Source organism: Priestia sp. TRM10, assembly GCF_057808375.1.
Genome location: NZ_JBJZOT010000015.1, coordinates 489,468 through 514,415, shown reverse-complemented (window position 1 = coordinate 514,415; position 24,948 = coordinate 489,468). Strand labels below are relative to the sequence as shown.

Annotated in this window: 32 protein-coding genes; 22 read left to right on the top strand and 10 right to left on the bottom strand. The window is 37.3% G+C overall.

The window, feature by feature from the left end; translation table 11 throughout:
• Positions 1-16 precede the first annotated feature (16 nt).
• Together ACK3CR_RS19390 and ACK3CR_RS19385 are read left to right on the top strand one after the other, a co-directional pair.
• On the top strand, positions 17-1,213 hold the full coding sequence (locus tag ACK3CR_RS19390; RefSeq protein WP_243518581.1) for an HD-GYP domain-containing protein: 1,197 nt from the start codon (positions 17-19) through the stop codon (positions 1,211-1,213).
• Between the two features lie 190 nt (positions 1,214-1,403).
• Positions 1,404-1,682: an AbrB/MazE/SpoVT family DNA-binding domain-containing protein gene (locus ACK3CR_RS19385; protein WP_243518584.1), complete on the top strand. Its 279-nt coding sequence runs from the start codon at positions 1,404-1,406 to the stop codon at positions 1,680-1,682.
• Between the two features lie 72 nt (positions 1,683-1,754).
• Here the strand turns inward: ACK3CR_RS19385 and ACK3CR_RS19380 are convergent, their stop codons facing one another.
• The 4 genes from ACK3CR_RS19380 to chrS all read right to left on the bottom strand — a co-directional run bounded on the left by ACK3CR_RS19380 (position 1,755) and on the right by chrS (position 3,913).
• On the bottom strand, positions 1,755-2,129 hold the full coding sequence (locus tag ACK3CR_RS19380) for a hypothetical protein (RefSeq protein ID WP_488975967.1): 375 nt from the start codon (positions 2,127-2,129) through the stop codon (positions 1,755-1,757).
• 161 nt (positions 2,130-2,290) lie between these two features.
• Entirely contained in the window at positions 2,291-2,827 is a 537-nt protein-coding gene (gene chrA, locus ACK3CR_RS19375; protein ID WP_410914710.1) for a chromate efflux transporter ChrA, read from the bottom strand.
• Positions 2,827-3,417 carry a chromate efflux transporter ChrB gene (gene chrB / locus ACK3CR_RS19370; protein ID WP_328122591.1) on the bottom strand — a complete coding sequence of 197 codons (591 nt, stop codon included), beginning with the start codon at positions 3,415-3,417 and terminating at the stop codon, positions 2,827-2,829. The genes chrA and chrB overlap by 1 nt, the downstream gene beginning before the upstream one ends.
• A gap of 19 nt (positions 3,418-3,436) precedes the next feature.
• Positions 3,437-3,913, bottom strand: coding sequence for a chromate efflux transcriptional regulator ChrS (gene chrS, locus ACK3CR_RS19365; RefSeq protein ID WP_061805278.1), 477 nt, complete (start codon positions 3,911-3,913; stop codon positions 3,437-3,439).
• 218 nt (positions 3,914-4,131) lie between these two features.
• Between chrS and ACK3CR_RS19360 the strand changes: the two genes are divergently transcribed.
• Positions 4,132-5,379, top strand: a complete 1,248-nt coding sequence (locus ACK3CR_RS19360; protein WP_488975966.1) for an MFS transporter — start codon at positions 4,132-4,134, stop codon at positions 5,377-5,379.
• Entirely contained in the window at positions 5,376-6,956 is a 1,581-nt protein-coding gene (ggt, locus tag ACK3CR_RS19355; protein ID WP_488975965.1) for a gamma-glutamyltransferase, read from the top strand. Before ACK3CR_RS19360 ends, ggt begins: the two co-directional genes overlap by 4 nt.
• 61 nt (positions 6,957-7,017) lie before the next feature.
• On the opposite strand, the gene ACK3CR_RS19350 is transcribed toward ggt, so the two are convergent.
• Positions 7,018-7,959, bottom strand: a complete 942-nt coding sequence (locus tag ACK3CR_RS19350) for a DMT family transporter (RefSeq protein ID WP_061805282.1) — start codon at positions 7,957-7,959, stop codon at positions 7,018-7,020.
• 137 nt (positions 7,960-8,096) lie between these two features.
• On the opposite strand from ACK3CR_RS19350, the gene ACK3CR_RS19345 reads away from it, so the two are divergent.
• Complete coding sequence (locus ACK3CR_RS19345) at positions 8,097-8,939, top strand: TrmB family transcriptional regulator (RefSeq protein ID WP_328122595.1); 843 nt, start codon at positions 8,097-8,099, stop codon at positions 8,937-8,939.
• A complete protein-coding gene (locus ACK3CR_RS19340; protein WP_243518600.1) occupies positions 8,932-9,219 on the top strand; it encodes a hypothetical protein in 288 nt (95 codons plus the stop codon). The genes ACK3CR_RS19345 and ACK3CR_RS19340 overlap by 8 nt, the downstream gene beginning before the upstream one ends.
• Positions 9,220-9,274: 55 nt before the next feature.
• On the opposite strand, the gene ACK3CR_RS19335 is transcribed toward ACK3CR_RS19340, so the two are convergent.
• Entirely contained in the window at positions 9,275-9,469 is a 195-nt protein-coding gene (locus tag ACK3CR_RS19335) for a hypothetical protein (protein ID WP_243518602.1), read from the bottom strand.
• Between the two features lie 199 nt (positions 9,470-9,668).
• Between ACK3CR_RS19335 and ACK3CR_RS19330 the strand changes: the two genes are divergently transcribed.
• The 7 genes from ACK3CR_RS19330 to ACK3CR_RS19300 all read left to right on the top strand — a co-directional run bounded on the left by ACK3CR_RS19330 (position 9,669) and on the right by ACK3CR_RS19300 (position 14,566).
• Positions 9,669-9,971 carry a hypothetical protein gene (locus ACK3CR_RS19330; RefSeq protein ID WP_243518604.1) on the top strand — a complete coding sequence of 101 codons (303 nt, stop codon included), beginning with the start codon at positions 9,669-9,671 and terminating at the stop codon, positions 9,969-9,971.
• Between the two features lie 197 nt (positions 9,972-10,168).
• Positions 10,169-10,669 carry a cupin domain-containing protein gene (locus ACK3CR_RS19325; protein ID WP_488975964.1) on the top strand — a complete coding sequence of 167 codons (501 nt, stop codon included), beginning with the start codon at positions 10,169-10,171 and terminating at the stop codon, positions 10,667-10,669.
• Positions 10,670-10,864: 195 nt separating this feature from the next.
• Positions 10,865-11,143 (top strand): hypothetical protein, encoded by a 279-nt coding sequence (locus ACK3CR_RS19320; RefSeq protein ID WP_328122597.1) that lies wholly within the window; start codon positions 10,865-10,867, stop codon positions 11,141-11,143.
• 26 nt (positions 11,144-11,169) lie between these two features.
• Entirely contained in the window at positions 11,170-11,571 is a 402-nt protein-coding gene (locus ACK3CR_RS19315) for a hypothetical protein (protein WP_488975963.1), read from the top strand.
• Positions 11,572-11,781: 210 nt separating this feature from the next.
• On the top strand, positions 11,782-12,348 hold the full coding sequence (locus tag ACK3CR_RS19310; protein WP_019392022.1) for a TetR/AcrR family transcriptional regulator: 567 nt from the start codon (positions 11,782-11,784) through the stop codon (positions 12,346-12,348).
• 43 nt (positions 12,349-12,391) lie between these two features.
• Complete coding sequence (locus tag ACK3CR_RS19305) at positions 12,392-13,837, top strand: DHA2 family efflux MFS transporter permease subunit (protein WP_243518614.1); 1,446 nt, start codon at positions 12,392-12,394, stop codon at positions 13,835-13,837.
• Between the two features lie 225 nt (positions 13,838-14,062).
• A complete protein-coding gene (locus ACK3CR_RS19300; protein ID WP_243518616.1) occupies positions 14,063-14,566 on the top strand; it encodes a DinB family protein in 504 nt (167 codons plus the stop codon).
• Positions 14,567-14,674: 108 nt separating this feature from the next.
• Here the strand turns inward: ACK3CR_RS19300 and ACK3CR_RS19295 are convergent, their stop codons facing one another.
• Positions 14,675-15,880, bottom strand: coding sequence for a Gfo/Idh/MocA family protein (locus tag ACK3CR_RS19295; RefSeq protein ID WP_488975962.1), 1,206 nt, complete (start codon positions 15,878-15,880; stop codon positions 14,675-14,677).
• Between the two features lie 157 nt (positions 15,881-16,037).
• A complete protein-coding gene (locus ACK3CR_RS19290) occupies positions 16,038-17,009 on the bottom strand; it encodes an LCP family protein (protein WP_243520765.1) in 972 nt (323 codons plus the stop codon).
• 153 nt (positions 17,010-17,162) lie between these two features.
• Between ACK3CR_RS19290 and ACK3CR_RS19285 the strand changes: the two genes are divergently transcribed.
• Complete coding sequence (locus ACK3CR_RS19285; protein ID WP_019392027.1) at positions 17,163-17,375, top strand: hypothetical protein; 213 nt, start codon at positions 17,163-17,165, stop codon at positions 17,373-17,375.
• Between the two features lie 58 nt (positions 17,376-17,433).
• Here the strand turns inward: ACK3CR_RS19285 and lexA are convergent, their stop codons facing one another.
• A complete protein-coding gene (gene lexA / locus ACK3CR_RS19280; protein WP_488975961.1) occupies positions 17,434-18,057 on the bottom strand; it encodes a transcriptional repressor LexA in 624 nt (207 codons plus the stop codon).
• 161 nt (positions 18,058-18,218) lie between these two features.
• Here lexA and yneA point away from each other — a divergent pair, with 161 nt between their 5' ends.
• The 8 genes from yneA (at position 18,219) to ACK3CR_RS19240 (ending at position 24,382) form a co-directional block, all read left to right on the top strand.
• On the top strand, positions 18,219-18,536 hold the full coding sequence (gene yneA, locus ACK3CR_RS19275; RefSeq protein WP_243518620.1) for a cell division suppressor protein YneA: 318 nt from the start codon (positions 18,219-18,221) through the stop codon (positions 18,534-18,536).
• Positions 18,537-18,602: 66 nt separating this feature from the next.
• Entirely contained in the window at positions 18,603-19,274 is a 672-nt protein-coding gene (locus ACK3CR_RS19270) for a YneB family resolvase-like protein (protein WP_040056542.1), read from the top strand.
• A 76-nt stretch (positions 19,275-19,350) separates the two neighbouring features.
• Positions 19,351-19,584, top strand: a complete 234-nt coding sequence (locus tag ACK3CR_RS19265; protein ID WP_243518625.1) for a DUF896 domain-containing protein — start codon at positions 19,351-19,353, stop codon at positions 19,582-19,584.
• 185 nt (positions 19,585-19,769) lie between these two features.
• Positions 19,770-21,776 (top strand): transketolase, encoded by a 2,007-nt coding sequence (gene tkt / locus ACK3CR_RS19260; RefSeq protein ID WP_243518627.1) that lies wholly within the window; start codon positions 19,770-19,772, stop codon positions 21,774-21,776.
• 148 nt (positions 21,777-21,924) lie between these two features.
• Positions 21,925-22,371, top strand: a complete 447-nt coding sequence (sirA, locus tag ACK3CR_RS19255) for a sporulation inhibitor of replication protein SirA (RefSeq protein ID WP_243518630.1) — start codon at positions 21,925-21,927, stop codon at positions 22,369-22,371.
• An 81-nt stretch (positions 22,372-22,452) separates the two neighbouring features.
• A complete protein-coding gene (locus tag ACK3CR_RS19250) occupies positions 22,453-22,674 on the top strand; it encodes a YneF family protein (protein WP_026009529.1) in 222 nt (73 codons plus the stop codon).
• 210 nt (positions 22,675-22,884) lie between these two features.
• The gene (locus ACK3CR_RS19245) at positions 22,885-23,073 is read left to right on the top strand and encodes a DUF4083 family protein (RefSeq protein WP_488975960.1); all 189 of its coding nucleotides are present in this window, start codon (positions 22,885-22,887) and stop codon (positions 23,071-23,073) included.
• A 175-nt stretch (positions 23,074-23,248) separates the two neighbouring features.
• Complete coding sequence (locus ACK3CR_RS19240) at positions 23,249-24,382, top strand: site-2 protease family protein (RefSeq protein ID WP_488975959.1); 1,134 nt, start codon at positions 23,249-23,251, stop codon at positions 24,380-24,382.
• Between the two features lie 259 nt (positions 24,383-24,641).
• Here the strand turns inward: ACK3CR_RS19240 and ACK3CR_RS19235 are convergent, their stop codons facing one another.
• Positions 24,642-24,842: an aspartyl-phosphate phosphatase Spo0E family protein gene (locus ACK3CR_RS19235; RefSeq protein WP_206765231.1), complete on the bottom strand. Its 201-nt coding sequence runs from the start codon at positions 24,840-24,842 to the stop codon at positions 24,642-24,644.
• Positions 24,843-24,948 lie beyond the last annotated feature (106 nt).

Here is a 24,948-nt window from a genome sequence, read left to right as displayed (position 1 = left end):
ATGAGGAGATCTCGAAATGGCACAACACAACGAACTGTATGAGGAATACTTTAATGATCATCGTTTGAAAGTAACAACATACCTTTATCGGGTCATCGTTGTTTTTTTAGGATTAAGCTGCGCTTGGAATGGGTTTTTCTATCTTTTCCAAGTAAACTTCTCAGGAGCTAGTTTACCATCCTTTTTAATTTGTTTAGCTCTGTTAATTATGATGGGCAGTTTAACAAGATATATTGATTTTAAAGCGAGCATCTATCAGCATATGATTCTCATCTATTCTATTGGATTGCTCATTGTTGTATATTTTCAGTCAGGCTACTCTGAAGCATGGAGCTTTTTCTTATTGTTACCGCTTCTTGCTGGCCTATATGGAGAAAAGAAGACCCTTTTTTATTATTCATTATTTGGATTAGGACTTCTAACATTCTTCAGTATAAAGCTGCCTAAAAAGAACTATACGGCAGACAGCATTGATATTTCAAATCGAGTTTTATTGTATCTTATTTTATCAACCTTAAGCTTTCTTGTACTGCAAACACTTCATCTTATCTATAGAAGACAAGTAGACCTTGTGAAAGAATCAACAGAGACAACAATTGAAGAAATTGTGAATACGTTTGTTGTGGCAGTAGAAGCAAAGGACGTTTATACATATGGTCATAGTGAGCGCGTCAGTCAGTATGCTGTTGCCCTTGCAAGCTCCTTGCCAGATTATCATGAACAAGACTTGAAAAGACTCAAATTAAGCGGACTCCTTCACGACGTTGGGAAAATTAACGTTCCAGAACACATTTTAATGAAAAAAGGGAGACTGCTTGAAAAAGAATATGAAACAATTAAAACCCATTCAACTGCCGGCGCTCAGATCATTGAGCGAATGAGCCGACTGCAGCTTTTAAAAGCAGGTGTTCTTTATCATCATGAACGATGGGATGGAACAGGATATCCTTCAGGTCTGAAAGGAAGAGACATTCCACTAGATGCTCGGGTTCTGGCTATTGCGGATGCTTTTGATGCGATGACAACGACCCGCTCTTATCGACGAGGAATCAAATTTGAAGAGGCTTTTTATCGTTTAGAGTTAGCAAAAGGAACACAGTTTGATCCTTGGCTGATCGAATCCCTGAAAGATGTAAAAAATCGATTTAGAGAAATTTATGATGGCTTAGAGTATGGCCGAAAACAGAGAGAGAAAAGAATAGAAGGTTTGTAGGAAGCGGGAGTGCGCTTCTTTTTTTTATCGGTTTAAGGAAAGGATTGCTAGAATAGGTTTGCTCTGGAGTGTAATGAGGTAAAGGAAAAAGTATACCAGTACAACAACCGCTCTCTTAAACCTGTTGCTAACGATTGATTATATAACTTGCTGTGGCGGTAAAAATAAAAGAAAAAGAGGTGAGCGTTTTATGAAAAGTACGGGGATTGTGAGAAAAGTAGATGAACTAGGCAGAGTTGTGTTGCCAAAAGAACTTAGAAGAACCTTTTCTATTCATGAAAAAGATCCGATTGAGATTTTTATTGATGAAGAAAAAATCATTTTGCAAAAATACAAATCTAACTTGGAATGTATCATTACAGGAGAAGTGTCTTCAGATAACAAAGTGTATCCAGGGAATATTGTGCTAAGTGATGAAGGCGCAGAAATATTAAAGAAAGAGCTAGAAAGCAAGCTTCAGGAAAGTTAGAATAGTTTGTGTTGTATCGAAAAAGAGGAACTGTGGAATCTTCCATTGTTCCTCTTTTGGTGTGAAATAGGATTATGAACGGTATTTTTTCATCATGAAAAATTCTATAACGGGCAGCGTAGCCATCCCAATTGTTAACACTATAGCTAGCAAAGTGTTAATTTCTCCTGTTAGCATTTCATCTACTATGACAGCAACAAGTAAGAGAGATAGTAAGAGAAAGTAGCTTATTTTAGCACTTTTCTCAGAGGCTTCTCTTTTCTTTTCTTCATCATTCTCTCCTTTTGAGGTAGTTGAAGGGAGTAACAGTATAAGTAACGTAGAGAAGAAAAGAAATTCATGAAAGCCGATTTTTTCTCCTCTCATAATCTTAAAAATCATATGAGAAGTCCCGAGCAGAAACGTCACGATGAATATAATGAAAATGATGACATTTGTTTTATTCATTTGTGCCTCCTATACAAATTTCAATTATATTCCATATATAGTATAAAGAAGAAAAAGAGGGCATGTCAAAGTAGTTTTAAAGAATGAAAGCAAAAGGAGCACACTCTCAATGGGAGTGTGCTCACTGAATTGAATTATAGATAACGAGTTTTACGGATAGATTAAAGATACGGAATAACAAAGCCTCCATAAGCAAACGCAGCAATAATCATAAAAGCAGGGTGAATTTTAAACTTTGCGAGTGCTAAAAGAGAAATCAGGCCGATGATTAGAGACTGCCAAATCCCAATTGAACCAACCGCATCTTTGATCATATCCCATGTTAGTAAAAGCATCATAATAGCAATTACAGGTTGAACAAGAAGTGTCATACCTTTAACAACTTGAGACTGACGATGGCGCTGCATAAGTTTGAGAAGTAGAATAAGAGCAATTGCCGATGGAAAAACAGTTGCAAATAAGGCAATGAGAAATCCCCACCATCCAAAAACATCGTAACCAACATATGCCGCAATCTTTGTTGCAATAGGTCCAGGGAGGGCGTTGCCAAGAGCAAGCATATTTGAAAAATCGGCATTTGTGAGCCAATGATAGCGATCAACAACTTCTTCATACATTAGCGGAATTGAAGCAGGGCCTCCGCCATATCCAAGTACATTAGCAATAAAAAAACCTAAAAACAAGCTAAGTAAAAGCATCATACGGACAACCCCTTACTTTTTGAATTTTTGTTCTCCCATTTATTTTTGAGTTTAAAATGCATTGTTCCATAAGCGAGAAAGATGACGATGACAAATGCGGGATGAAGCGCAATTGTTTGGAGAAGAAGGAAGGTGACTACAAAAAGGATACAGCCAAGTAATTTCCCTAATCCTTTGACTGCTTTTGCGGCAAATTCGTATGCCATAAGGCCGAGCATTACGGCAATAACAGGCATAACAGCGGAAATCATGCCAGCGACAGCGGCTGAGTAGCTTAAAACATTCACAACAGTAAGTAAGATGACCATTGAAAGACATGTCGGGAGAATATGAGCGAGCACCCCAACGATTGCTCCAAGGGCTCCTTTTTCCCTGTATCCTAAATAAGCGGCCATCTTTGTTGCGATAGGGCCTGGTAACGCATTTGCGATGGCTAAAATTTCTCCAAATTCATCATCTTCAATCCATTTGTACCGTGAAACAGCTTCATGGCGGATAAGCGGAATAACAGATGGACCTCCCCCAAAGCCCAATATTCCTGTACGTACCATTGCAATAATTAATTCTTTATAAGCATTCACTTTCATTCCCCCTTGTTTGCCATTGTTATAGCTTCATGCCCATTCTGCTTTTATAGCGTTTAATAAGTGTTTGACAGTCAACGCTCACAACGCCTTGCATTGGATAAAGCTTTTCGGTTAAAAAGCGCTCCATTTCTCCGTTATCTGCAAAAATGCCGTGCATATGAAGTTTGCTTGGTCCTGTCATGTGATACAAGCTTGTGACAGCATGCTCCTCTGAAAGTTGTTCAGCAACAGTTTCTAAATATTGTGGTTCAACTTCCACATTGAAAAAAGCAGAAACATGGATCCCAATCTTAGCTGGATTAATGATCGCCGTGAACTTTTCGATAACGCCTTTTTCCATCAAGTTATTAATGCGCGCCTGTACAGCAACGCGCGATAACCCAACTTCTTTGCCGAGATCTGTATAAGAGACTCGGCTATTTTCATGAAGAATAGAGAGGATAGTTTTATCCACATCATCCAAAATTAAATTAGGTACGTGATAATCATAATGCAAGGAATTTCCGACCTCACTTTCGTTATGTAATTATATAGAGAGAAAAACATTCTATTTATAAACATATTACCATTTTATTTTTCCGAATCAACAGAAAAATAAAAATATAATTACTAAACGTAAAAAAACAATGGAAGAGAATCTAACAAGAATAAACCATTTGAGAAAAGTGCTGGATATAATTAATTCATAATTTTCAGAAAATAGAGGTGAGCGAAATGAAGAAAAACAATCCAGCTCTTGTTATCTTTTTATTCTTCTTAGGATGGGTGTTCATGTATGCAGATCGAAATATTCTTTCTCCTGTTATGGGTGATATCGGAGAGGAGTGGAATTTAAGTCAAACAGAACTCGGCCTTATGTCTACGGTCTTTTTTGCTTCATATGCGTTTATGCAAATTCCAACAGGGTTTTTAGCAGACAAGGTTGGACGAGTGAGAGTCCTTGTGACAGGTTATCTTCTTTTTGGAGTTGCTACATATCTAAGTGGAGCTGTCACAACGTTTGCTTTATTTCTTCTTATGCGTGCTCTTACAGGGTTAGGAGAAGGAACATACTATGGATCACAGTATGGTATCTCTTCTAACATTACGCCGAAAAAATACCGAGGTCTTGTTTCAGCTCTCATTAACAGTGGGATGGCATTAGGAATTTCACTTGGTCTTATTGCAGCAAGCTATTTTACTTACACGTTAGATAAAGGATGGCAGTTTTCATTTTACTTGTTTGCCATACCAACTGTCATTGTGGCCATTTTAATTGGTGTCTTTGTTCGGGATGGCAATAAAGAAGAGAGGGTTTCAACTGCTGTTCCAACTGAAAACGTAAGCCTTAAGCAACTTTTTACCAAAAACCATATATGCGTCTATATCATTATCTTCTGCTCTCTTTACGGTTTTTTCGGAATGTTAACATGGCTTCCATATTATTTGCAGACAGCTCGTGGTGTTGATGGTTCACAAACAGGCATTATTGCTTCACTTGTTCCATGGGCATCCATTCCAGGCGCCATTTTCTTTGGTTACATTTCAGATCGTGTGAAAAGCAAAAAGCCTCTTATTATCTCTCTAGCTGTTGCAGGAGCTTTCCTGCAGATTGTTATTCCTTATACAGAAAGTTATTCACTTCTCCTTACAGGGTTAGTCCTATATGGCTTGCTTGGAAAATTAGCTCTTGACCCTGTACTAATCTCATACATCGCAGACATTACACCAGCTTCTATGTATTCAAAGGTCTATGGATTCTTTAATTTTAGCGGCATGCTGTCTTCCATTTTTGCACCTTATATTACAGGCTATTTTGCAGATCGAACAGGAAGGCTTGAGCTTGGTTTTTACTTATCTGGAGCATTATTACTCGTTGGCGCTGTTGCTTTTCTGTTCACAGACAAAGGGCCAAAAGAAAGTCCAGTTTCACAACTAGCTGTGAAAAAGAACTATAAATCAGGGGAGGAAAACTTAATATGAATGAAGCAATTGTTGGAACAAAGTCAATGGTCGTTAGTCCACATTATTTAGCCTCTGGAGCAGGAGATAAAATTCTTCAGCGAGGCGGGAATGCATTTGATGCGGCTGTTGCGGTGAGTGCTTGTTTAGCAGTTGTGTATCCTCATATGACTGGGCTTGGTGGAGATTCATTTTGGCTCATGCAGCAGAAAGAAGAGGGAAAAGTACGCGTTTATAATGGAAGCGGCCGCTCAGGTCGTGAAGTGACAAGAGATAAATATCGGGGAGAAAAAGCGATTCCAACAAGAGGGATTAAAAGTGCAATTACCGTCCCAGGTATGGTTGACAGCTGGGATGCTGTTTTAAAAAAATACGGGACGATGTCCCTAGCAGAAGTTCTTGAACCAGCTATCGGCTATGCTTTATTTGGCTTTCCATTTTCAAAAGATCAGCATGAAAACACGCTGAACAATTTAAAGTTATTGGGGGAACAGCCTGACACTGCTGCTGTTTTCCTTCCAAATGGGCGTGTACCACTGGTAAATGAAAAGTTCATTCAAAAGAACCTTGCTCATACGTTAAAAGAGCTTGCTGAAAAAGGGCGGGACTGCTTTTATAAAGGGGAGCTTGGCAAACGAATTGTGAGGAGTCTTCAAGAAAAGGGAAGTTTATTAGAGTTTGAAGATTTCGCTGAGCACCAAGGCGCATGGGTTGAACCTCTTTCAACAACGTATCGCGGTTATACGATGTACCAGGTGCCACCGAATTCGCAAGGTTTTGTTGGACTAATGACGTTAAACGTGCTAGAAAACTATGATTTACGATCTATCCCGCACGGCTCCTATGAATATTATCACCTGTTAGTCGAAGCATTAAAACGAACGTTCCAAGATCGGAACGAATTTTTGACAGATCCTCACTTCTCAGCCATTCCTCTTCAAAATTTGTTAAGTAAATCGTATGGAAAAGAAATAGCGAATGAGATTACTTTCGAAAAAACAAACGATGTGACAACACAGCCAATTGGAAATGATACAGCTTATGCCGCAGTTGTTGATGAACAAGGAAATGCAGTGTCATTTATTCAAAGCCTCTATTTTGAATTTGGCTCAGGTGTAATCGCAGGAGATACCGGCATCCTTATGCAAAATCGAGGATCATTTTTCTCTCTTGATGAGAATCATGTGAATACACTAGAACCAAAGAAAAGAACGTTCCACACTCTAATGCCCGCAATGGCTTGTGAAAACGGAAACCCTTCTATTTTATACGGAACACAAGGTGGAGAAGGGCAGTCGCAAACCCAGACAGCCCTTATTACAAGAATGATTGATTATGGAATGAATCCCCAAGAAGCGATTAGCTCTCCACGCTTTTTATGGGGAAGAACATGGGGAGAGGAAACACAAGAGTTAAAAATCGAAGGGCGCATTAGTGAGGAAGTGGAAAAATCGCTAGCTCGCGCTGGTCATCTTGTAAAAAGAGTGAGTGATTTAGATGGAGTGATGGGGCATGCACACGCAATTGTTATTGATGATCAAGGGTTTTTACATGGTGGAGTAGATCCAAGGAGTGATGGAGGAGCGTTTGGGAGATAGAAAATAAATAAAAAGACCGCTTAGCAGGGAATGACTACTAGGCGGTCTATATTGAAAGGGATTAACTTTTAGCTTTCCCACTTTTACTTTCTTTCATACTTAATACAACTCCGAAAATAACGATAATGCCTCCAATAATTTGAGCTGTTCGAATCACTTCATGGAGCACAATGACAGAAAAGATAACTCCAAAGATCGGAACAAGATTCATAAGCGTTACAGCGGAACTTGAAGATAATTTTCGTAAACTATAATTATATAGAAGAAAAGCGACAACAGAACAAAATATTCCAAGATAAAGAAGCACTAAAAATGATTCCATTGTTGGCATTTTCCAACTTGATTTTTCAATAAAAGCAACAGGAATAAAAGTAATCGCTCCTGCTAATGTTTGGTAAAAGGAAATCGTAATCATTGAATATTTTTTAACGACTTTACGTGTTGTAAAATTATAGAAAGCAAATACGAAACCTGCTAAAACTAAAATTACGTTTCCAAGTAGGGCATGCCCGCTTTCTGCTACATGCGGATTATAAGAAATTTGGTAAACTCCAATAAGTGCAATTAGAATACCTATCCCTTTAGCCCATGATATTTTAACTTTATAAAATATAAATTCAATAAGAGCGGTAATAGCTGGATAAGCGGCAATAATAATAGCAGCATTAGAGGCTGTTGTAAGCTCAACTCCGATATTTTCCATTGAAAAGTAAAGCGTTGTTCCTAATACACCACTTAGTGACATTACGCCAATGTCTTTAAGTGATGGAATTGTTTTGTCTTTTTTTATGAGCATGATGATTCCTAAAATGATGGCTGCTACCATAAAACGTGCTGCACCAAGTGTAAGTGGAGAAAATGATGCATAAGCTATTTTTGTACCTACAAACGATGTACTCCAAAAGAGAACAGCAATAAGTGTAGCCATTATGTATAATGTAAGGCCTTTTTTCACTTTTTTTGCTTTCACTTTTGGTTCATACTGATTCAAAACCGTATCCATTCTACCCCTCCATTGAATCTAAAAGTAGTTGCTACAAATGTAGCGACTATATATAACTTATAATTATCGCCATTATCTGTCAAGGGCAATAATGATATAATAGCTCTAATAGTGCTCGGATAATGAAGGAGGAAAACATGAAAGTAGACATTATTAAAATTTTGCAAGATCTGAACTTTACAGAGTATGAAGCAAAAGCATATATAACATTGTTAGAAAAATCACCATTGTCAGGTTACGCGATTTCTCTCAACTCAGGTGTGCCTCGCTCTAAAATTTATGAAGTACTTGGTGGCCTTGTTGACAGAGGAGAAGTCATGATAAGTCATGAAAACCCGGCTCTTTACACTCCGCTTCCTCCACATGAGCTCATTAACTTAAAAAAAAGAAAAGCAGAAACATCGTTTGAAGTAGCAGAAGAGGCGCTTGAACATTATTCTTATGTTTCATTAAATCGAGAAAACATTTGGAACATTACAGGGCATGAAGCCATTATTAATCGTGCCAAAGAAGCGATTAAAGAAGCAAAAGGACGAATTCTCCTCGAAATCTGGATGGAAGATGCAGAAGAAATACGCAAAGAACTCGAAGAAGCGGCCGGGCGTGGTGTGCAAATCTTAATTGTTTCTTACGGCACACTTGGTTTTGATTTCGCGGAAGTATATGAACATGATGCAAGTGATGAAATTACTGAAGAATATGGGGGACGTTGGCTTGTTTTAAGCGTTGATGATCAAGAAGTTGTGGCAGGCATTCTCTCACTTGGTGACGACAGCCGTGCTGCATGGACAATGCATCCAGGTCTTGTGATGCCGATTACAGAAGTGATTGTACATGACTTGTATATATACGAGATGATGAAAGAACATCGGGACACATTGGAAAAAAGCTTCGGCCCGAATTTGATTGAGCTTAGAAATCGCTTTAAGTTTGGTTCGTCTGGGTATAGCGTTGCAGCCAGATTGGGATTGATTGAATAAAGAAGGAGCTTCTGTTAGTTATTTAGCGGAAGCTCTTCTTTTTATATGTAGAAAAACAGTGAAAGCAAGCGTGAGACAAACGCAGGAGTTAACGGTTGAGATAAAGAAGAGTGTAAAAAGGGGAGGATTGTTATTAACAAAAATCATAATAAGAATTGAGAGAAGGGGCATTAATCCTCTAACTTTTTCATTCTTTCTCTTCTTTTCCAGAAATATAGTTGTTGTGATATTATGTTTTAGTGGAAATTTTAAACAAGAGCAAAAAAAGAATATGGAATGAGTACGTCAAAGACAATTTTGAATGGTGAAGAGGAGGAGAATGATTCTATTGATGGCTATTCATCCCCCATTACTTCACCGAGCACAACTACAAGCAAGATTAACAAAATGCGAATGAGTTTGTCTTTGCATACTATTTTTAATAAAAGAGCTAAAATAATTCCAATAAGTGGTTCATCTTCAATGGAAATAATCACAATGATGTCCAAAAGAGAAATAACAAGACCAAGAATATCAAAGTCTCCGTTCATTTTACACCTCGCTTTTATAGTGTATGTGTCAGGGGGAAGTATGTGAAAAACGATGCAAAAGGGATAGAAGGACAGAGGGTAAGAGAAATTTTATGGTTGAGAAAAAAGAGATTTTCTGAGAGAAACAGATATAGCACATGTCCAATAAGCAATCAACAATTCTAAATAGGTTCAATAAAACAAGGGAGGAACATATACGATGAAATCCATTACTTTAAATGGAGAACTTTATTATATCGAAGTCACACATTTCGAAGATAAAAGTGAGCAAGATGAAGATGGTTATTATGAATATTATTATTCTGGAAAGGACATTAGCTTTGATTCAAAAACAATGTCCATTAACTGCCGGATATATGATGATGAAAAAGAGATTGGTCATCTCTCTAAAAGACCAAACTTTGCTTTGGGAGAAGATGTTAAGATTTTAAAAGCGTACTTACATAAGGAATATAATGTGAAACGATTTAAATCAAGTAATGAGGAGTTGGCATCTACCTAAGGGCATCCTTGCTTTTCTCCCCTATACATTTAGGTGTTCAGTCATCATACCTAATGAAAAGGAATAATTTGTACATACAGGAAATAAATATAAAATTAACAGTTCTTTTTTACCGAAAATAGATATTTCTCTGTATAATATATTTTAGAGACGCCTTCATAGTCTTAATCAATAAAATGGTAAAGATGGGGGTTATAATGATGACAACATCAAAACAAGTAATCACAAAACCTTTACATGGAACAGCAAATGATCAAAATACATATCATTTTATGCAAGAGAAGTCGACAATCCTTGTATCTGGTGAACAAACAAATGGCGCATACTGTGTAGTGAAAGTACAAGAACCTCCCAAAATGGGACCGCCGCCACATATCCATGCGAATGAAGATGAACAATTCCATATTATTAAAGGAAGCTTCACTTTCTTTGTTGGAGATGACATCATTGAAGCAAAAGCAGGAGACTATGTGCACGCTCCAAGAGGGATTAGACATCATTTTGTGGCAGGGGACGAAGTGTCTGAAATGTTTGTAACCGCATCACCTGCTGGCTTTGATCGTTTTATTAAAGAACTAGGAAAGCCTGTTAGTGAAGATGCAGGATTACCAAAAGCTGAGCCACCAACTTCAGAGCAAATGAAACAGTTAGTGGAGGTGGCGGAGAAATTTGGAATGAATTTTACAGACCTAAAGTAAGAATATAAAAGGGAAAAGACTTAGAATTTATTTCTAAGTCTTTTTATTTTTAATAGAGAACAATGAAATCCTTCACTTAATATAATTAAAAATTATCTTTGTAAGTAATTTGAAAATATAATATGGTAAAATATGAAACAGATGGAATAAAAAAACGTCATTTCTTAGGAAGACTTTTTAGAGGAGTAATCATTAATGAAAAAAATGTTAAAACCCATTTCAATTTTACTTTTTATCCTTCATTTTTTTATTTTATACTTGTGGCTTTTTGAATGGGAAAAGCTCTATACGGCTCCTTGGTTATGGGGATGGGGAATTTCAACTCTAGTAGGAGGAGTGATTTATTTTACTTACTACAAGAAGTCGACAGATCATATCGTATACAAAAAGCTGCTTCTTTCTTCAACTTTTACAATGGTTGCGATTGCGGTATTAAGCTTTTTGGTTGATAGTACAGTAGACTCTATGCCATAGATAAAAAAATACATAGGAGCAATACAGTGAAGAAATATATTTTCCTTTTTATGTTTTGTCTACTAGTTGGACATATGCTACGCTACAAAGATATTCGTCATAAAGAATTGGAACGTTCTCTACATACTGCATTGCAGGGTGATGTTCATAATGTCAACATAGCGTCTTTAACAGATTTCCAATGGGATAAAGCGTATGTTTTTCCACCATATACAACAGTTGAGGGGATGAGGGACGAGCTTGGGGTTCAAAGCTATAGGGATTGGAGCGGCTTAGGTTTTCGAGATGATATTAATTTGCTTGTATTTTTACATGGAGATCAAATTGTTCATTATGCTGAAATGAATATAAAAGATGGACACTTTGTTCAAAACGAGGAACTTTCCTTTACGCCCTCACACGCCACCCTGACTGTTCAAAGATTTTAGAACATATTAAGGAACATCTAGCCTAATTAAAAAAGGCTAGATGTTTTATTTTTGCAAAATATAGTGGTATCTTTTGCAAGAAAATTCTTATATTAAAAGGTAGGGAAAATCATTTACGAATTTTTTCACAAAGTTGTTGACAGTCCAATCTAAAACCAATATTATTATATAGACCAATTGTTATAATTGGAGAAGGAAGGGTAGGATTGGATGAAGAAAGGGAACACAAGAGACGTCATCTTACATACGGCGTCTGAACTGTTTCAGCGTCAAGGCTATCATGGCACTGGACTAAACCAAATTATCGAGAAAAGCGGAGCACCAAAAGGATCACTTTATTATCACTTTCCAAATGGGAAAGAAGAAATTGCTATCGAAGCGATTAAATTAATGGGGCAACATATATTAGAGAGCGCCCGAGAAGACTTAAGCGAGAAAGACACAGCAATAGAAGCTTTTCAACATCATGTAGCAAAAATTGCGGATGTTTTTGACGGAAAAGCTTGTGTAGATGGACTGCAAATTGGTTTGATTGCTTCTGAAATGGCATCATCTCACGAGTCCATTCGTCTTGTTTGCAAATCTGCTTATGAAGACTGGCAAGCACTTTATACAGAATGTTTACAGCGATTTGATTTTGAAACAGAGCGAGCAAAAGAGCTTGCTGTTGTTATCAATTCGCTGCTTGAAGGTGCGTCTATTTTGGCACAAACAAATGAGAGCGGTTGGCCGCTTCGAGCTGTCGCAAAACAGCTGCCAGCTTTGCTTGTTCATTAACATATAAAAGAATTACGTAAGAGAGAGGGGAAAACAGATTAATATGAGTAATCAACAAAATGCAGCAATGGATTCTAATATCAAAGCGCTGCCGATTATTACATCATTTCTTATTGCTGGATTTATCGGCTTGTTTAGTGAAACAGCCTTGAATATGGCCCTAAGAGATTTAATTACAGGGTTTGGGATTCATGAAACAACAGCACAGTGGCTTACAACAGGCTACTTATTAACATTAGGGGTACTTGTCCCAATTTCAGGCTTAATTTTGCAGTGGTTTACAACAAGGCAGCTTTTTATGACATCGCTAGTGTTCTCTATTATTGGCACATTTATTGCAGCGATTGCTCCAACTTTCAGCGTATTAATGATTGCCCGTGTTGTGCAAGCAGTCGGAACAGCTTTGCTTTTACCACTTATGTTTAACACGATTCTGGTGATTATTCCACCACACAAACGTGGAAGATCAATGGGAATTATCGGTCTTGTGATTATGTTTGCCCCAGCTGTTGGGCCAACTGTTTCAGGCTTAATCTTAAAAACTTTAACATGGCACTGGATTTTCTGGATTTCACTGCCGTTACTAATTGTAGCATTAGTGTTTGGTGCCTTCTTTATGCAAAACGTTACAAAACCAACAAAGCCAAAAATCGATATTTTCTCAATCGTCCTTTCAACAATTGGGTTTGGTGGAATCGTATATGGTTTCAGTAGCGCTGGTGAAGGTGGCGGCTGGGGAAGCTCAAACGTTATTTTTGCCATTGCAATTGGAGTTGTTGCGTTAGTTGCCTTCTCTATTCGTCAAGTGAAGATGGATAAACCAATGTTAAACTTGAACGCTTTTAAATATCCAATGTTCGTAATCGGGCTTCTCTTAATTTTAGTTTGTATGATGGTTATGCTTTCAGCCATGATGATTCTACCATTGTACTTACAAACATCATTAGCATTATCAACATTTGCCGCTGGTCTTATGCTTCTTCCAGGAGGAATCATTAACGGAATTCTTTCCCCTGTTATGGGTGGATTGTTCGACCGTTTTGGTCCTAAATGGCTCGTTATTCCTGGTCTTGTTATTGTAGCAGGAACAATGTATGGTTTCTCAACCGTAACGCTTGAAACATCAACAGGATTTATTGTTGGATTACACATCGCGCTTATGATTGGTATTTCAATGATTATGATGCCTGCTCAGACAAATGGACTTAACCAGCTGCCACCTGAGCTATATCCAGATGGAACAGCAATTATGAACACATTACAACAAGTAGCAGGAGCGATTGGTACAGCAATAGGAATTTCAATCCTTTCTTCAGGATCAAGAAGCTTCCTTGAAACAGTGTCTGATCAAAAGGATCCGCTCAACCAGGTTCTTGCATTTACAAATGGCGTTCAACATGCCTTTATCTTTGCGATTATCGTTGCTGTTATTGGTTTAGTTATCTCGTTCTTTATTAAGCGAGTAAACGTTGAACAGCGCGCACATTAATAAAAAGCCGATGCTTATGCATCGGCTTTTTTGGTTTTTATTTAAGTATTAATATTTGATTCCTTTTGGAAGTATTGCTATAATCAAAAGGGAACAAATGTTCGTTTTGGTTGTAAAGGTGGACAAAGCATTTAAGAACTTAATAAGGAAGGATATTTGAAAAACGAGAACGACCGTTTTAGAATGTGGTTTCCAAAATGAAAATTGATGATGGAGGTATTACATATGTATGTAACAATTGCAGACTTTATTAGAGAGTGGAACAAAGAAGCCTTATTAACTCAAAAGGTTTTAGATGGCTTGACAGATCATTCGTTAAAACAGCAAGTTTATCCAGAAGGTCGTACGTTAGGAAGAATTGCGTGGCATTTCACAACAAATATTCCAGAATACTTAGCTCATTTCGGGTTGAAGATAGATGAAGTCGAAAAGGCAGGAAATGTCCCAACTTCCGCCAAAGAAATCGCTGAAACCTTTAAAAATGTAAGTTCTTATGCCTCCAAAGTCATTGAAGAACAATGGACAGATGAATCCCTAGAACACATACAAGAAGCGTTCGGAAGAGAGGAATCAAACGCTATGATCCTAATGGGATTAATTAAGCATATTGTTCATCATCGCGGCCAAGTTACAGTTTTGATGCGTCAAGCAGGACTAAAACCTTTTGGGGTTTATGGACCACCAAAAGAAGATTGGATTCGTTTAGGTGTGGAAAATCCACCGCTTTAATAGTATGCTGAATAGTTTGTTAGTAGGAGAATAAAGGAAACCCTTAGAAAGGGGGTTTCCTTTAATTTTGACTTATTATCAACATTAAAAATGTAACAGATTCGTTATTTATGAAAGGTGTCTATCTAGAAACTCGCGTATAGTTACGACTTTTCCGCTTTGGATCGATTCATCAGCAGCGCTTGCGACTGCAATAGACCAAAATCCTTCAGCAGGAGTAGCTGCTTTTGTTTTTTTTCCAGCAATCGCATCAACAAATGCCCTATGTTCATAGTACGTTCCGCCATTATGACCGCTGTTTTGAATGATTTCAGGATAGCAAGGAGTAGTAATCTTAGCAGGAGCGCTTTCTCCACAAAGCACTTCTAAATGTGTAGATGGTTTATGATAGGGAAGAAAATCTTCATTTTCATATCCATATAGTCTTCCACGGTCTCCGCACAGCGTTAAATCTTCACGGAAAAGGGGAGAGAACATGCACAAATTAAAAGAAGCATGTATTCCATTTTCATAAATAATGATGATGTTTGCATGATCTAATATATCAGCTTTCTTTCCTTCATATTGAAAGTCTTTAAAATTGATAGCGTTTCCACCTACTGCATAAACAGAAAAGGGTTTAGCATCTGCAAATAGATTTAATAAATCAAAGTAATGGCAACATTTTTCAATAAGAGTTCCGCCTGAAAGTTCTGAAAACTTATTCCACTGCTCGACTTTATCTAAGAAAGGAAGGCGGTGTTCTGTCATCATCATCGTTTTTATATTTCCAATTGAGTTGCGCTCTTTTGTCTCATAAAGGGCTTCTTGATAAAGCGCTTTGTAGCGATATTGCAAACCAATTTGAAAAACGTTCTGATAAGACTCAGCCCATTGTTGAATGATCCATGCATCTTTCAACGTAGTTGCCATTGGTTTTTCAAGTAAAATATGTTTTCCAGATTTCATCGCTTCTTCCACAATTTCTTTATGTGTATAATTTGGGGTGCAAATAATAAGTCCATCAACATCAGGATCTTCGCACGCTGCTTTTAAATTATCATAAACATGTACAATATGACCCGGAAAGTTTTCCTCAATCATATGAAGGGCTTCTTTGACACTTTTTTGGTTAGGATCATATATGCCATGAACTGAAGCACGTCCTTCTAACATTGTTGCTTTAATATGCTCATGCCCAATCATCCCGGCACCAATAATGTTAAATTTATAAAGAGGTGTTTCGTTTTTATAAATGTGTTTATCTTTTTCACGCAAATAGTTGCTGTTTAGAAAACCCGAAAAAAAAGTGCTATGACGTTCAAATTCCCCCATATTCATGCCTCCTGTTTTTTAGAAACTCTCATTAAAGTATAAAAAGCATTGTTAGAAAATACAACAGAAGTTATTTGTGTTCCTATTAATATATGTTCTAAAAGATTAATTGGTATAAAAAAAGACTCACATTGTGAAAATGTGAGTCTTCCTTCATTTAATCAAGAAACTCTTGTAGAGCTTTTTTATTTTCTTCTTTATCAATACTTAACACAGCTCCAACGTCTTCACGGGCATTTTCAAATGTACCGTCAAGAGGGAGGCGAAGTGTTTTAACTTCCTTAGTGCTTCCTGTAGCAAAGTCTTTTCCAAGGAGTAGAAGTGTTTTTTGATCAATGTTTGTATCAACATACGGATCTGTAAGACCGAGCAATTTTGGAAGTTTGAAGACACTGCCAATGCTTGCGGCTTCTTTTTTCAGTTTTGTTAGCACTTCTTGCTGACGTTGAACACGTCCAAAATCACTTAAACTATCGTGACGGAAGCGAACATAGCCCAGAAGTTTATCACCATGTAATGTTTGTTTTCCTTCATGAAGGGTCATACCAATACCAGAAGACATTTCTTCTTCAACGGTTACGGTAATACCGTCTGGAGCAATCGCGTCCACGACTTTTGGGAAGCCTTGAAAGTCTACGACAGCATAGTAATTAATATCAACACCGAAGTTTTCTTCAATTGTTTTACGTAAAAGCTCAGGTCCTCCAAAAGCAAAGGCAGAATTTAATTTTTGTTTTCCGTGTCCTGGAACGTCAACATACATGTCTCTCATAAGGGAAACGATTTTAGGTTGTTTTGCGTCTTGATCATAGTGTGCAATAAGGATAGAATCTGTACGAGCGTGATCTTCACCTCGTGAATCACTTCCAAGCAAAAGGACATTCATTTTTCCGTCGTTAGGAAGTGAGCCATTAAAGTCATCATAAAGCTCTCCGTCTTTTGCGAAACTTCCATCTTGAGCTTCAGAGAGTCCTATTTTATATTGAATAAAGCTATAAATTCCTCCAGCGACGACTACAAGAAGGATGAGCGCTAGAATAATGCGGCCCCATCTTGGTCGACGTCTTCTTTTTCTATTTCTTGTTCTTTCGGTTCTTTCCAATGTGCTTTTCACCACTTTCTCTATCATGATGCCAGTAGCATTTGTACTCTTAAGCAAACATTGTATCAAACTTTTCTTTGTTTGGCATCTCAGAAGAGAAAGAGCGTAATCAGATTTCTTGCGCGCATTCTTTCTGCTAGTGTATATTAGGATATACTTTATAGGAAAGGAGAGGGGAAAATGAATCGTTATTTATTTCAATACGAAGTGCTTTCGCTAAAGAAAGAAGGAGAATTTAGCGTTGTTGCGCAAAGTGAAGAAGAGGCAGCATCTCAAATTCTAGAGCGCGTGGCAGATATTGAGTTCACAGATGAAGATGATGTGAAGATTGGCAAATTGATCAAAGTTATTGAAGCAAAAGATCATTATTACGAGTGCGAAGGTTGTACATGATCACTACATAGCGTAAAAAATCCCTCTTTAAATAAGTAAGAGGGATTTTTTACGCCTTCTAATGAATCGAGCGATATACGCCAATAACTTTTCCTAAAATTGAAACATTGTTCAAAATAATAGGAGCCATTGTGGCGTTTTCAGGTTGTAAACGAATATAGTTTTCTTCTTTAAAGAAACGTTTTACTGTTGCTTCATTTTCTTCTGTCATAGCAACAACAATATCGCCGTTGCTTGCTGTTTGTTGTTGTCTCACAATTACCATATCGCCATTTAGAATTCCAGCTTCAATCATACTATCTCCAACAATTTCAAGCATAAATACGTGCTCATCAGGAGCCACATATTTATCAGGTAACGGAAAATATTCTTCAATGTTCTCTATAGCTGTAATAGGCTGTCCTGCTGTTACTTTACCAATAACCGGAACATTAATAACATTATTTTTTTGAACATCGTTTGTTTGATCTAAGTCCAGAATCTCGATTGCACGCGGTTTTGTAGGGTCACGTCGAATTAATCCTTTGCTTTCAAGGCGAGCTAAGTGCCCGTGAACCGTTGAGCTTGATGCAAGTCCGACTGCTTCACCAATTTCGCGTACTGACGGGGGATATCCTTTAAGTTTTACACATTCTTTTATATGACTCAAAATCTGTTGCTGTCTCTTCGATAACTTTGTCATTGGGATTCACCTCAAATCTAGCTCAATCTTACTAGGATTATAACATGGTTTTTTCATAGATACAAACATAAGTTCGAAAAAAATCCGTTGACAATAAAAGAATGAAAGAGATAAAATAAGAACATATATTCCGAACATACATTCTTAAAGGTGGGAGAAAGATGAAAACGAGGACTAATTCACTTACATACTATGTCACATTTTTTGCAGGACTTGCACTTTTTTCATTTATTATATTAAACGTGTCAAAAGAGCCAGAGCTTGATCAATATGCGATTGTTACCGTTAAAGCAGGTGACACGCTTTGGGGATTAGCGAACGAGTATCAAGGGAATCATCAGCTTTCAACCGTTGATTTTATAGATTGGGTCGAGAAGCAGAACAATATAGAGAAGAAAGACCTCAAAGAAGGCGAAGAAATTTATATTCCAGTTTTAAAAGAAAAACTAAACAATGCGCTTGTTGCTAAAACACAGTAATAGATTCTTGCTGTTTTCTTTTCTTTCATGAAATAATAGATTAAAAACACTGTGTAGGGGCGAAATATGAGAGCGATTATTTATTGTCGGGTAAGCACGGAAAAAGAAAGTCAAACAACATCATTAATAAGGCAAAGAGAAGAGTTAGAAGAGCTTGCTAAAAAGCACGGTTTTGAAATTATAAAAGTTATTGAAGAGCGTCATAGTGGATATGACGTTGAACGTGATGGAATTATTGAAGCACTCACTCTTTTTCAAGAAGGAAAAGGAGATGTGCTTCTTGTACAGGATGATACAAGACTTGGACGTGGCAACAGTAAAGTAGCGCTTATGCATGAGCTGAAAAAAGCGGGTGCTAAAGTTTATACGTTGAATGAACAAGGTGAGCTTTATTTATCTGAAAGTGACACAATGGTTTTAAATATTTTAGCTGCTGTTGAAGAATATCAGCGCCAAATTGTTCGCTTTAAAATTAAGCGGGGAATGAAGAGAGCTGTAGAAAACGGATATAAACCTGAACTAAACTTAAAAAATAGAACAAGCGGTGGACGAGATAAAAAAGAAGTTCCTATTGAAGACATTATAAGACTTCGAGCTAAAAAGCTGACGTTTTATGATATTGCTTTAACGCTAAGAGGATTAGGGTATGATGTTAGCAAAGCAACAGTTCACCGTCGCTATCAGGAACATATGAAAGAACAAGAAGAGAATGAAAAAATGGACATTGAAATAGAATAAGGTAACTTACTTGCTAATTTACCCTCTCTTTTGTACGATATGTACATAAACGAGAACTTTTTATAAGGAGAATACAATGTTATCAAAAGATAAAATTGCTCGAATTAATGAGCTTGCAAACAAATCAAAAACAGAAGGTTTAACAGAAAAAGAAGCTTCTGAACAAAAAAATTTACGACAAGAATATTTACAAACTTTTCGTAAATCAATGACCAATTCTTTACATTCGGTCAAAATTGTCGATCCAGAAGGCAATGATGTTACACCGAAAAAGCTAAAAGAGAGTCAAAAACGTAACAAATTAAATTAATGGGTTATCATAAAAAGGTTAGAGGAGAAATAGTGCTATACTCTGGCCTTTTTGTGTATTTTATGAGTGAAAACAGCGTTAATGAGAAATGATATAATTGCTATTGAATTGTTGTACAAATCAAGGCAATATTAGTATGATAGAGTTATTATTAGATTTTTGTTAGCAGAAAGGAAGGAAAGAAAATGTCACAACGTATTGAAGATTTATCAGTCACTACTATTCGCACACTTTCTATTGATGCAATTGAGAAAGCAAACTCAGGACACCCTGGAATGCCGATGGGCGCAGCTCCAATGGCATATGCTTTATGGACAAAATTTATGAATCATAATCCGAAAAACCCTGAATGGTTTAACCGCGATCGTTTCGTGTTATCAGCAGGTCACGGATCAATGCTTCTGTATAGCCTTCTACACCTTTCAGGCTATGATCTATCAATGGACGAAATCAAAAACTTCCGTCAATGGGGAAGTAAAACGCCTGGACATCCAGAATACCGTCATACAGCTGGTGTTGAAGCAACAACAGGTCCACTAGGACAAGGTATCGCAATGGCTGTAGGTATGGCTATGGGTGAAAGACATTTAGCAGCAACTTACAACAAAGAGAACTTTGACATCGTAAACCACTATACATATTCGATTTGTGGAGACGGAGACCTTATGGAAGGGGTTGCAAGCGAAGCTGCTTCACTTGCTGCACACTTACAACTTGGTCGTCTTATTGTTCTTTATGATTCTAATGACATCTCATTAGATGGTGAACTTGATCGTTCATTCTCTGAAAACGTAGAAGATCGTTTCAAAGCATATGGATGGCAAGTTATCCGTGTTGAAGACGGAAACAACATTGAAGAAATTAATGCGGCGATTGAAGAAGCACAAAAAGATACAAAACGTCCAACATTAATTGAAGTGAAAACAGTAATTGGTTATGGTTCTCCAAACAAGTCTGGTACATCAGGTGTTCACGGTGCACCACTTGGTGAAGACGAAATGAAGCTAACAAAAGAAGCTTATCGCTGGACATTTGAACAAGATTTCCATGTGCCTGATGAAGTGTACGAGCATTTTGAAAGTACAATTGTTCAAAAAGGACAAGAAAGCGAAGAAAAATGGAACAAGCTTTTTGCAGAATACAAAGAGCAGTATGGCGAGCTTGCTGAGCAGTTTGAAAAAGCTTTAAAAGGCGAAGTAGACGTAGACTGGAACAGCATTTTACCAAGCTTTGAAGCTGGTAAGGAAGTTGCAACACGTGCATCTTCAGGAGACGTGCTAAACGCGATTGCTGAAAACATTCCATCTTTCTTCGGCGGCTCTGCTGATTTAGCTGGTTCAAACAAAACAACAATTAAAAATTCTGGTGACTTTACAGCAGAAGACTACAGCGGACGTAATATTTGGTTCGGTGTTCGTGAATTTGCAATGGGAGCAGCTTTAAATGGTTTAGCTTTACATGGCGGTTTAAAACCATTTGGCGGTACGTTCTTCGTATTCTCTGACTACCTTCGTCCAGCAATTCGTCTTTCAGCTTTAATGGGAACACCTGTAACATACGTGTTCACACATGATAGCATTGCTGTTGGTGAAGATGGTCCAACACATGAGCCTGTTGAACAACTTGCATCATTCCGTGCAATGCCTCATCTTTCTGTATTGCGTCCAGCAGATGCAATGGAAGTTGGAGCAGCATGGCGCTTAGCAATTGAATCTACTGATCAACCAACAATGCTTGTGCTTACTCGTCAAGGTTTGCCAACGCTTGATATTACGCACGAAGAAGCATACGAAGGTGTTTCAAAAGGTGCTTACGTTGTTTCTCCTGCACAAAAAGAAACAGCAGATGCGCTTTTACTTGCGTCAGGTTCTGAAGTAGGTTTAGCTATGAAAGCACAAGAAGAGCTTAAAAAAGACAATATCGATGTTGCAGTTGTTAGCATTCCGTCATTTGATCGTTTTGAAGCTCAATCAGCTGACTATAAAGAAAGCGTACTTCCAAGCGCTGTAACAAAACGTCTTGGCATTGAAATGGGATCTTCATTCGGCTGGCATAAATATGTAGGCGGAGAAGGCGAAGTTCTAGCAATTGACGGTTTCGGTGCTTCTGGCCCAGGAGAAAAAGTATTAGAAGAATACGGCTTCTCTCCTGAAAATGTTGTAGCTCGCGTGAAAAATTTATTAAACGCATAAAATCTACAGTAATGAAAAAAAGACTGTCGTTATGACAGTCTTTTTTTCAATTCGACAAAACAAGTGCTTCTCCTCGTCAGCGATAGACAAGCCTTTTTTCTTTTTCCCTTTATAATAATAGGAAAAGACGCAAAGGGGAGAACGAGCGTTGAGAACTTATGAACTCTATTCAATTAAAGAGCCGTTTTGGACTCACTACGGGGCGAGACCAGAAATGATTGGCGGTCTTTTAAAGGAATATAAACATAAAGAGCATGTTTATTATAAAGAAATTGAAAAACAAGTACGCTATATTACAAACCTTGTGCCGGTTTTAGAAGTGCGCGAATATTTGCGAGATGGGTTTGAGGGGCTTCCTCGCTTTCGGGTATTTATGAGAGGATCACTTCTTGTATGTCAACAAAACGGAAGTGAAGCTGCTCTTTGCATGAATGATCATCTTATGATTTTACATGCAAACGGCCCGTATAAAATAGAGCATCTTGTGTTAAAACTGTTAGCAACGTATGATTCTCGCTATTTTATTACAAATTCTGAAAACGGACACTACAATTGGTTGAAAAGTCCTGTTGAGGACCAAAGAAAATTTGGGTAAAATAGAGAAATTGTAGATGAAGTGTTGTATAATAAAACGTGTTTTAGTACACTGTAATGTAGACAACATGAAGGAGGAAATATAACTATGTGGGTACCCATTCTAGTTGGTGTTCTAGCATTACTTGTTGGAATAGCACTAGGATTTTTCATTGCTCGTAAATATATGATGAGCTACTTAAAGAAAAATCCACCAATTAATGAGCAAATGCTCAAAATGATGATGATGCAAATGGGCATGAAGCCGTCGCAAAAGAAAATTAACCAAATGATGAAAGCTATGAACAGTCAAATTGACAAGTAATTTGTCTTCATCTTTACAAAGGACAAGCATTTGGTTTGTTTCTCGATTGTGAAAGCTACCATAATAGCGGAATCCGTCTGAAAATCACTTTTTCTATTGTACAGTATCACAATAGAGAGGGTGGTTTTTTTATGTTAAAATCTTTGGATATATATGGTATTATAAGGGTGATTGGATATTTTTAACTCGGGTATGTAAAGGGGGAAGTAGATGGGAAGCTTTGCTATCGGAGATGCTATTTATCAACTATTGATGATGCTTCTTCTTCTTGCCATTGTAGGCTTTATCATACAGTTCACCTTAAAGATGATAAAGCAACAAAAAAAGAAACAGCAACATTTAGCACGATTGGAACAGAAAATAGACCAATTGTCTGAGAAAGTTGACCGAAAAATGTAAGTCTAAAAAGAAACATCCATTCTCTCCTATATTCTTCTTTTTTTGAAAACCTTTGAATGGAACAAGGAGAAAGAAGGAGAGAGAACGAAACATAACATAAAAGATACCTGTCTCACTTTGTTTAGAGAGTAAGGCATATGAAAGATTGAAACTAAAACTGGAGGAATGGAAAAGAGTGAACACGTTTAAATTTCCGCTACCTTACTTTGTTTTATTTATCATTTTCACTTTCATTACTTATGTTACGTTTGATTGGGGGATTTTTGTCGTTATTGGAGTGCTCCCACTTCTTGCTGTTTTACTTGCTGTCCTTTGCCATGAGCTTGGTCATTTCTTATTTTGTAAAGCAAATGGTTATACATTTGAACGTTTTGTAATTGGTCCTCTTGTTGTATCTAAACAGAGGGATAAATTTCAAGTGACAGAGAACAAGAGCTGGGTTAACTGGGGTCAAGTTGTGATGATGCCAGAGATAGCTGAATATGAAAAAATGAGAAAGAGATATATAGGTTATTTTTTGTCAGGAAGTATGCTTAATGTTCTCGTCTTTATCGGGGCCTTTGTAGCTTTCTTCATAAACGGCTCTTTCTTCTCTATCCTTCTTGGCCTTTCTAATCTTGTTGTAGCTGTTATATCGCTTACACCAGCAACATATCATAAAGAGTATTCTGATGGGTATAGTCTTACTCTTTTATTTAAAAATGACAATACGAGTCGCCTCTACGCGAATATGATAAAAGCTCGTCACTATTTAGAAAGTGGGGAGAAGGTAACGGAGCTTCACAATGAGGCTTTCTCTAAAATGAAAAAAGAGTTGTTAGATCAAATGAAAACGCTTGATAAGGATAACAGTGTCCAGAGTGATTTAGTTTGTCTCACAATGCTTTATATAAGTTCTTACTATCTTCTACAAGAGCGGTACCGAGAAGGGGCAGGACTCTTAAAGAAAGCTTTCTCCTCCTCTTTTGAAAGTATATACAAACGTCAGCTTTTCGCTAACTATCTTTTTATGCAAAACATGATTTATGAGTATGAGGAAGTTGATGAGGAAGAGGTATCACTAGAAGATAGAAGTGAGCGAATTTCTTCCTTAAAAATCAAAGCATGTTTTCATCAAAGAAGCGGTCAACGAAAGCTTGCTGTTCAAACGCTTAATAAAGCCTTACAGCAAGTTGCATTTGTGAAAAGTCCAGCAATGACAGGAGAAATAGAAACAAAGCTTTTACAGAGTATGAAAGGGAAAGTAACGGATTTTTCAACTTCTCATAAGGAAGAATACGCTTCTGTAAGAGAAGTGCATAAAGTGTAGAGAGGAGACGCCTCTTTTGATGGCTGACCACAGGGATAGGATGAAAGAGATGAAGGAAGTGAGGGCAAGCCTAGAAAGCGCAATGCCCTAAAACAAGCGCTTTGCGCTCTGCTCTGCACGTATCTTCTTTGAGTAGTTCATAGTTTGTTTCCTTTCTTATCATAAAGACATCAAAAAAGAGAGGGGCACTAGAAACTATCTTTTAAAAAAATAAAGCACGTTCTCGGACTTTAGACTTGTCAAGTCGGGAACGTGCTTACTATTGAAACATCTTTTTGCTGTAATTCATTGTGTGAAGGTGTTGCTCATATAATTTGTTATATTGATTAAGTAAGTGATCGAGTTCCTGACTTCCTTGAAGAGCAGGATCTGAATTTAATCCTGTGTGTTGAACAATTTTTGCTAGCTCTGATCGTTTTTTTTCGATTTTCAGTAACATTTCCTGTTTTGACACGCTCATTGTCCTTTCTCCTTAAGGTTGTTTTTATTATACTAGATTATGGAATTCAAGAAAAGGAATTCAGGGCATTAAAATAAAAATTGTTAGATATGGTATTTTTATACTA

Bases quoted from the DNA above. Each gene is read 5' to 3' on its own strand.
- ACK3CR_RS19320 (WP_328122597.1), top strand. From the start codon at position 10,865: ATGAAAAAAATGTTAAAACCCATTTCAATTTTACTTTTTATCCTTCAT.
- tkt (WP_243518627.1), top strand. From the start codon at position 19,770: ATGTCACAACGTATTGAAGATTTATCAGTCACTACTATTCGCACACTT.
- ACK3CR_RS19325 (WP_488975964.1), top strand. From the start codon at position 10,169: ATGATGACAACATCAAAACAAGTAATCACAAAACCTTTACATGGAACA.
- ACK3CR_RS19390 (WP_243518581.1), top strand. From the start codon at position 17: ATGGCACAACACAACGAACTGTATGAGGAATACTTTAATGATCATCGT.
- ACK3CR_RS19235 (WP_206765231.1), bottom strand. From the start codon at position 24,842: ATGAGCGTGTCAAAACAGGAAATGTTACTGAAAATCGAAAAAAAACGA.
- ACK3CR_RS19330 (WP_243518604.1), top strand. From the start codon at position 9,669: ATGAAATCCATTACTTTAAATGGAGAACTTTATTATATCGAAGTCACA.
- ACK3CR_RS19295 (WP_488975962.1), bottom strand. From the start codon at position 15,880: ATGGGGGAATTTGAACGTCATAGCACTTTTTTTTCGGGTTTTCTAAAC.
- ACK3CR_RS19345 (WP_328122595.1), top strand. From the start codon at position 8,097: ATGAAAGTAGACATTATTAAAATTTTGCAAGATCTGAACTTTACAGAG.
- ACK3CR_RS19310 (WP_019392022.1), top strand. From the start codon at position 11,782: ATGAAGAAAGGGAACACAAGAGACGTCATCTTACATACGGCGTCTGAA.
- ACK3CR_RS19290 (WP_243520765.1), bottom strand. From the start codon at position 17,009: ATGATAGAGAAAGTGGTGAAAAGCACATTGGAAAGAACCGAAAGAACA.
- ACK3CR_RS19285 (WP_019392027.1), top strand. From the start codon at position 17,163: ATGAATCGTTATTTATTTCAATACGAAGTGCTTTCGCTAAAGAAAGAA.
- ACK3CR_RS19245 (WP_488975960.1), top strand. From the start codon at position 22,885: ATGGGAAGCTTTGCTATCGGAGATGCTATTTATCAACTATTGATGATG.
- ACK3CR_RS19380 (WP_488975967.1), bottom strand. From the start codon at position 2,129: ATGAATAAAACAAATGTCATCATTTTCATTATATTCATCGTGACGTTT.
- lexA (WP_488975961.1), bottom strand. From the start codon at position 18,057: ATGACAAAGTTATCGAAGAGACAGCAACAGATTTTGAGTCATATAAAA.
- yneA (WP_243518620.1), top strand. From the start codon at position 18,219: ATGAAAACGAGGACTAATTCACTTACATACTATGTCACATTTTTTGCA.
- ACK3CR_RS19350 (WP_061805282.1), bottom strand. From the start codon at position 7,959: ATGGATACGGTTTTGAATCAGTATGAACCAAAAGTGAAAGCAAAAAAA.
- ggt (WP_488975965.1), top strand. From the start codon at position 5,376: ATGAATGAAGCAATTGTTGGAACAAAGTCAATGGTCGTTAGTCCACAT.
- ACK3CR_RS19385 (WP_243518584.1), top strand. From the start codon at position 1,404: ATGAAAAGTACGGGGATTGTGAGAAAAGTAGATGAACTAGGCAGAGTT.
- ACK3CR_RS19335 (WP_243518602.1), bottom strand. From the start codon at position 9,469: ATGAACGGAGACTTTGATATTCTTGGTCTTGTTATTTCTCTTTTGGAC.
- ACK3CR_RS19300 (WP_243518616.1), top strand. From the start codon at position 14,063: ATGTATGTAACAATTGCAGACTTTATTAGAGAGTGGAACAAAGAAGCC.
- chrB (WP_328122591.1), bottom strand. From the start codon at position 3,417: ATGAAAGTGAATGCTTATAAAGAATTAATTATTGCAATGGTACGTACA.
- ACK3CR_RS19265 (WP_243518625.1), top strand. From the start codon at position 19,351: ATGTTATCAAAAGATAAAATTGCTCGAATTAATGAGCTTGCAAACAAA.
- ACK3CR_RS19360 (WP_488975966.1), top strand. From the start codon at position 4,132: ATGAAGAAAAACAATCCAGCTCTTGTTATCTTTTTATTCTTCTTAGGA.
- chrA (WP_410914710.1), bottom strand. From the start codon at position 2,827: ATGCTTTTACTTAGCTTGTTTTTAGGTTTTTTTATTGCTAATGTACTT.
- ACK3CR_RS19270 (WP_040056542.1), top strand. From the start codon at position 18,603: ATGAGAGCGATTATTTATTGTCGGGTAAGCACGGAAAAAGAAAGTCAA.
- ACK3CR_RS19305 (WP_243518614.1), top strand. From the start codon at position 12,392: ATGAGTAATCAACAAAATGCAGCAATGGATTCTAATATCAAAGCGCTG.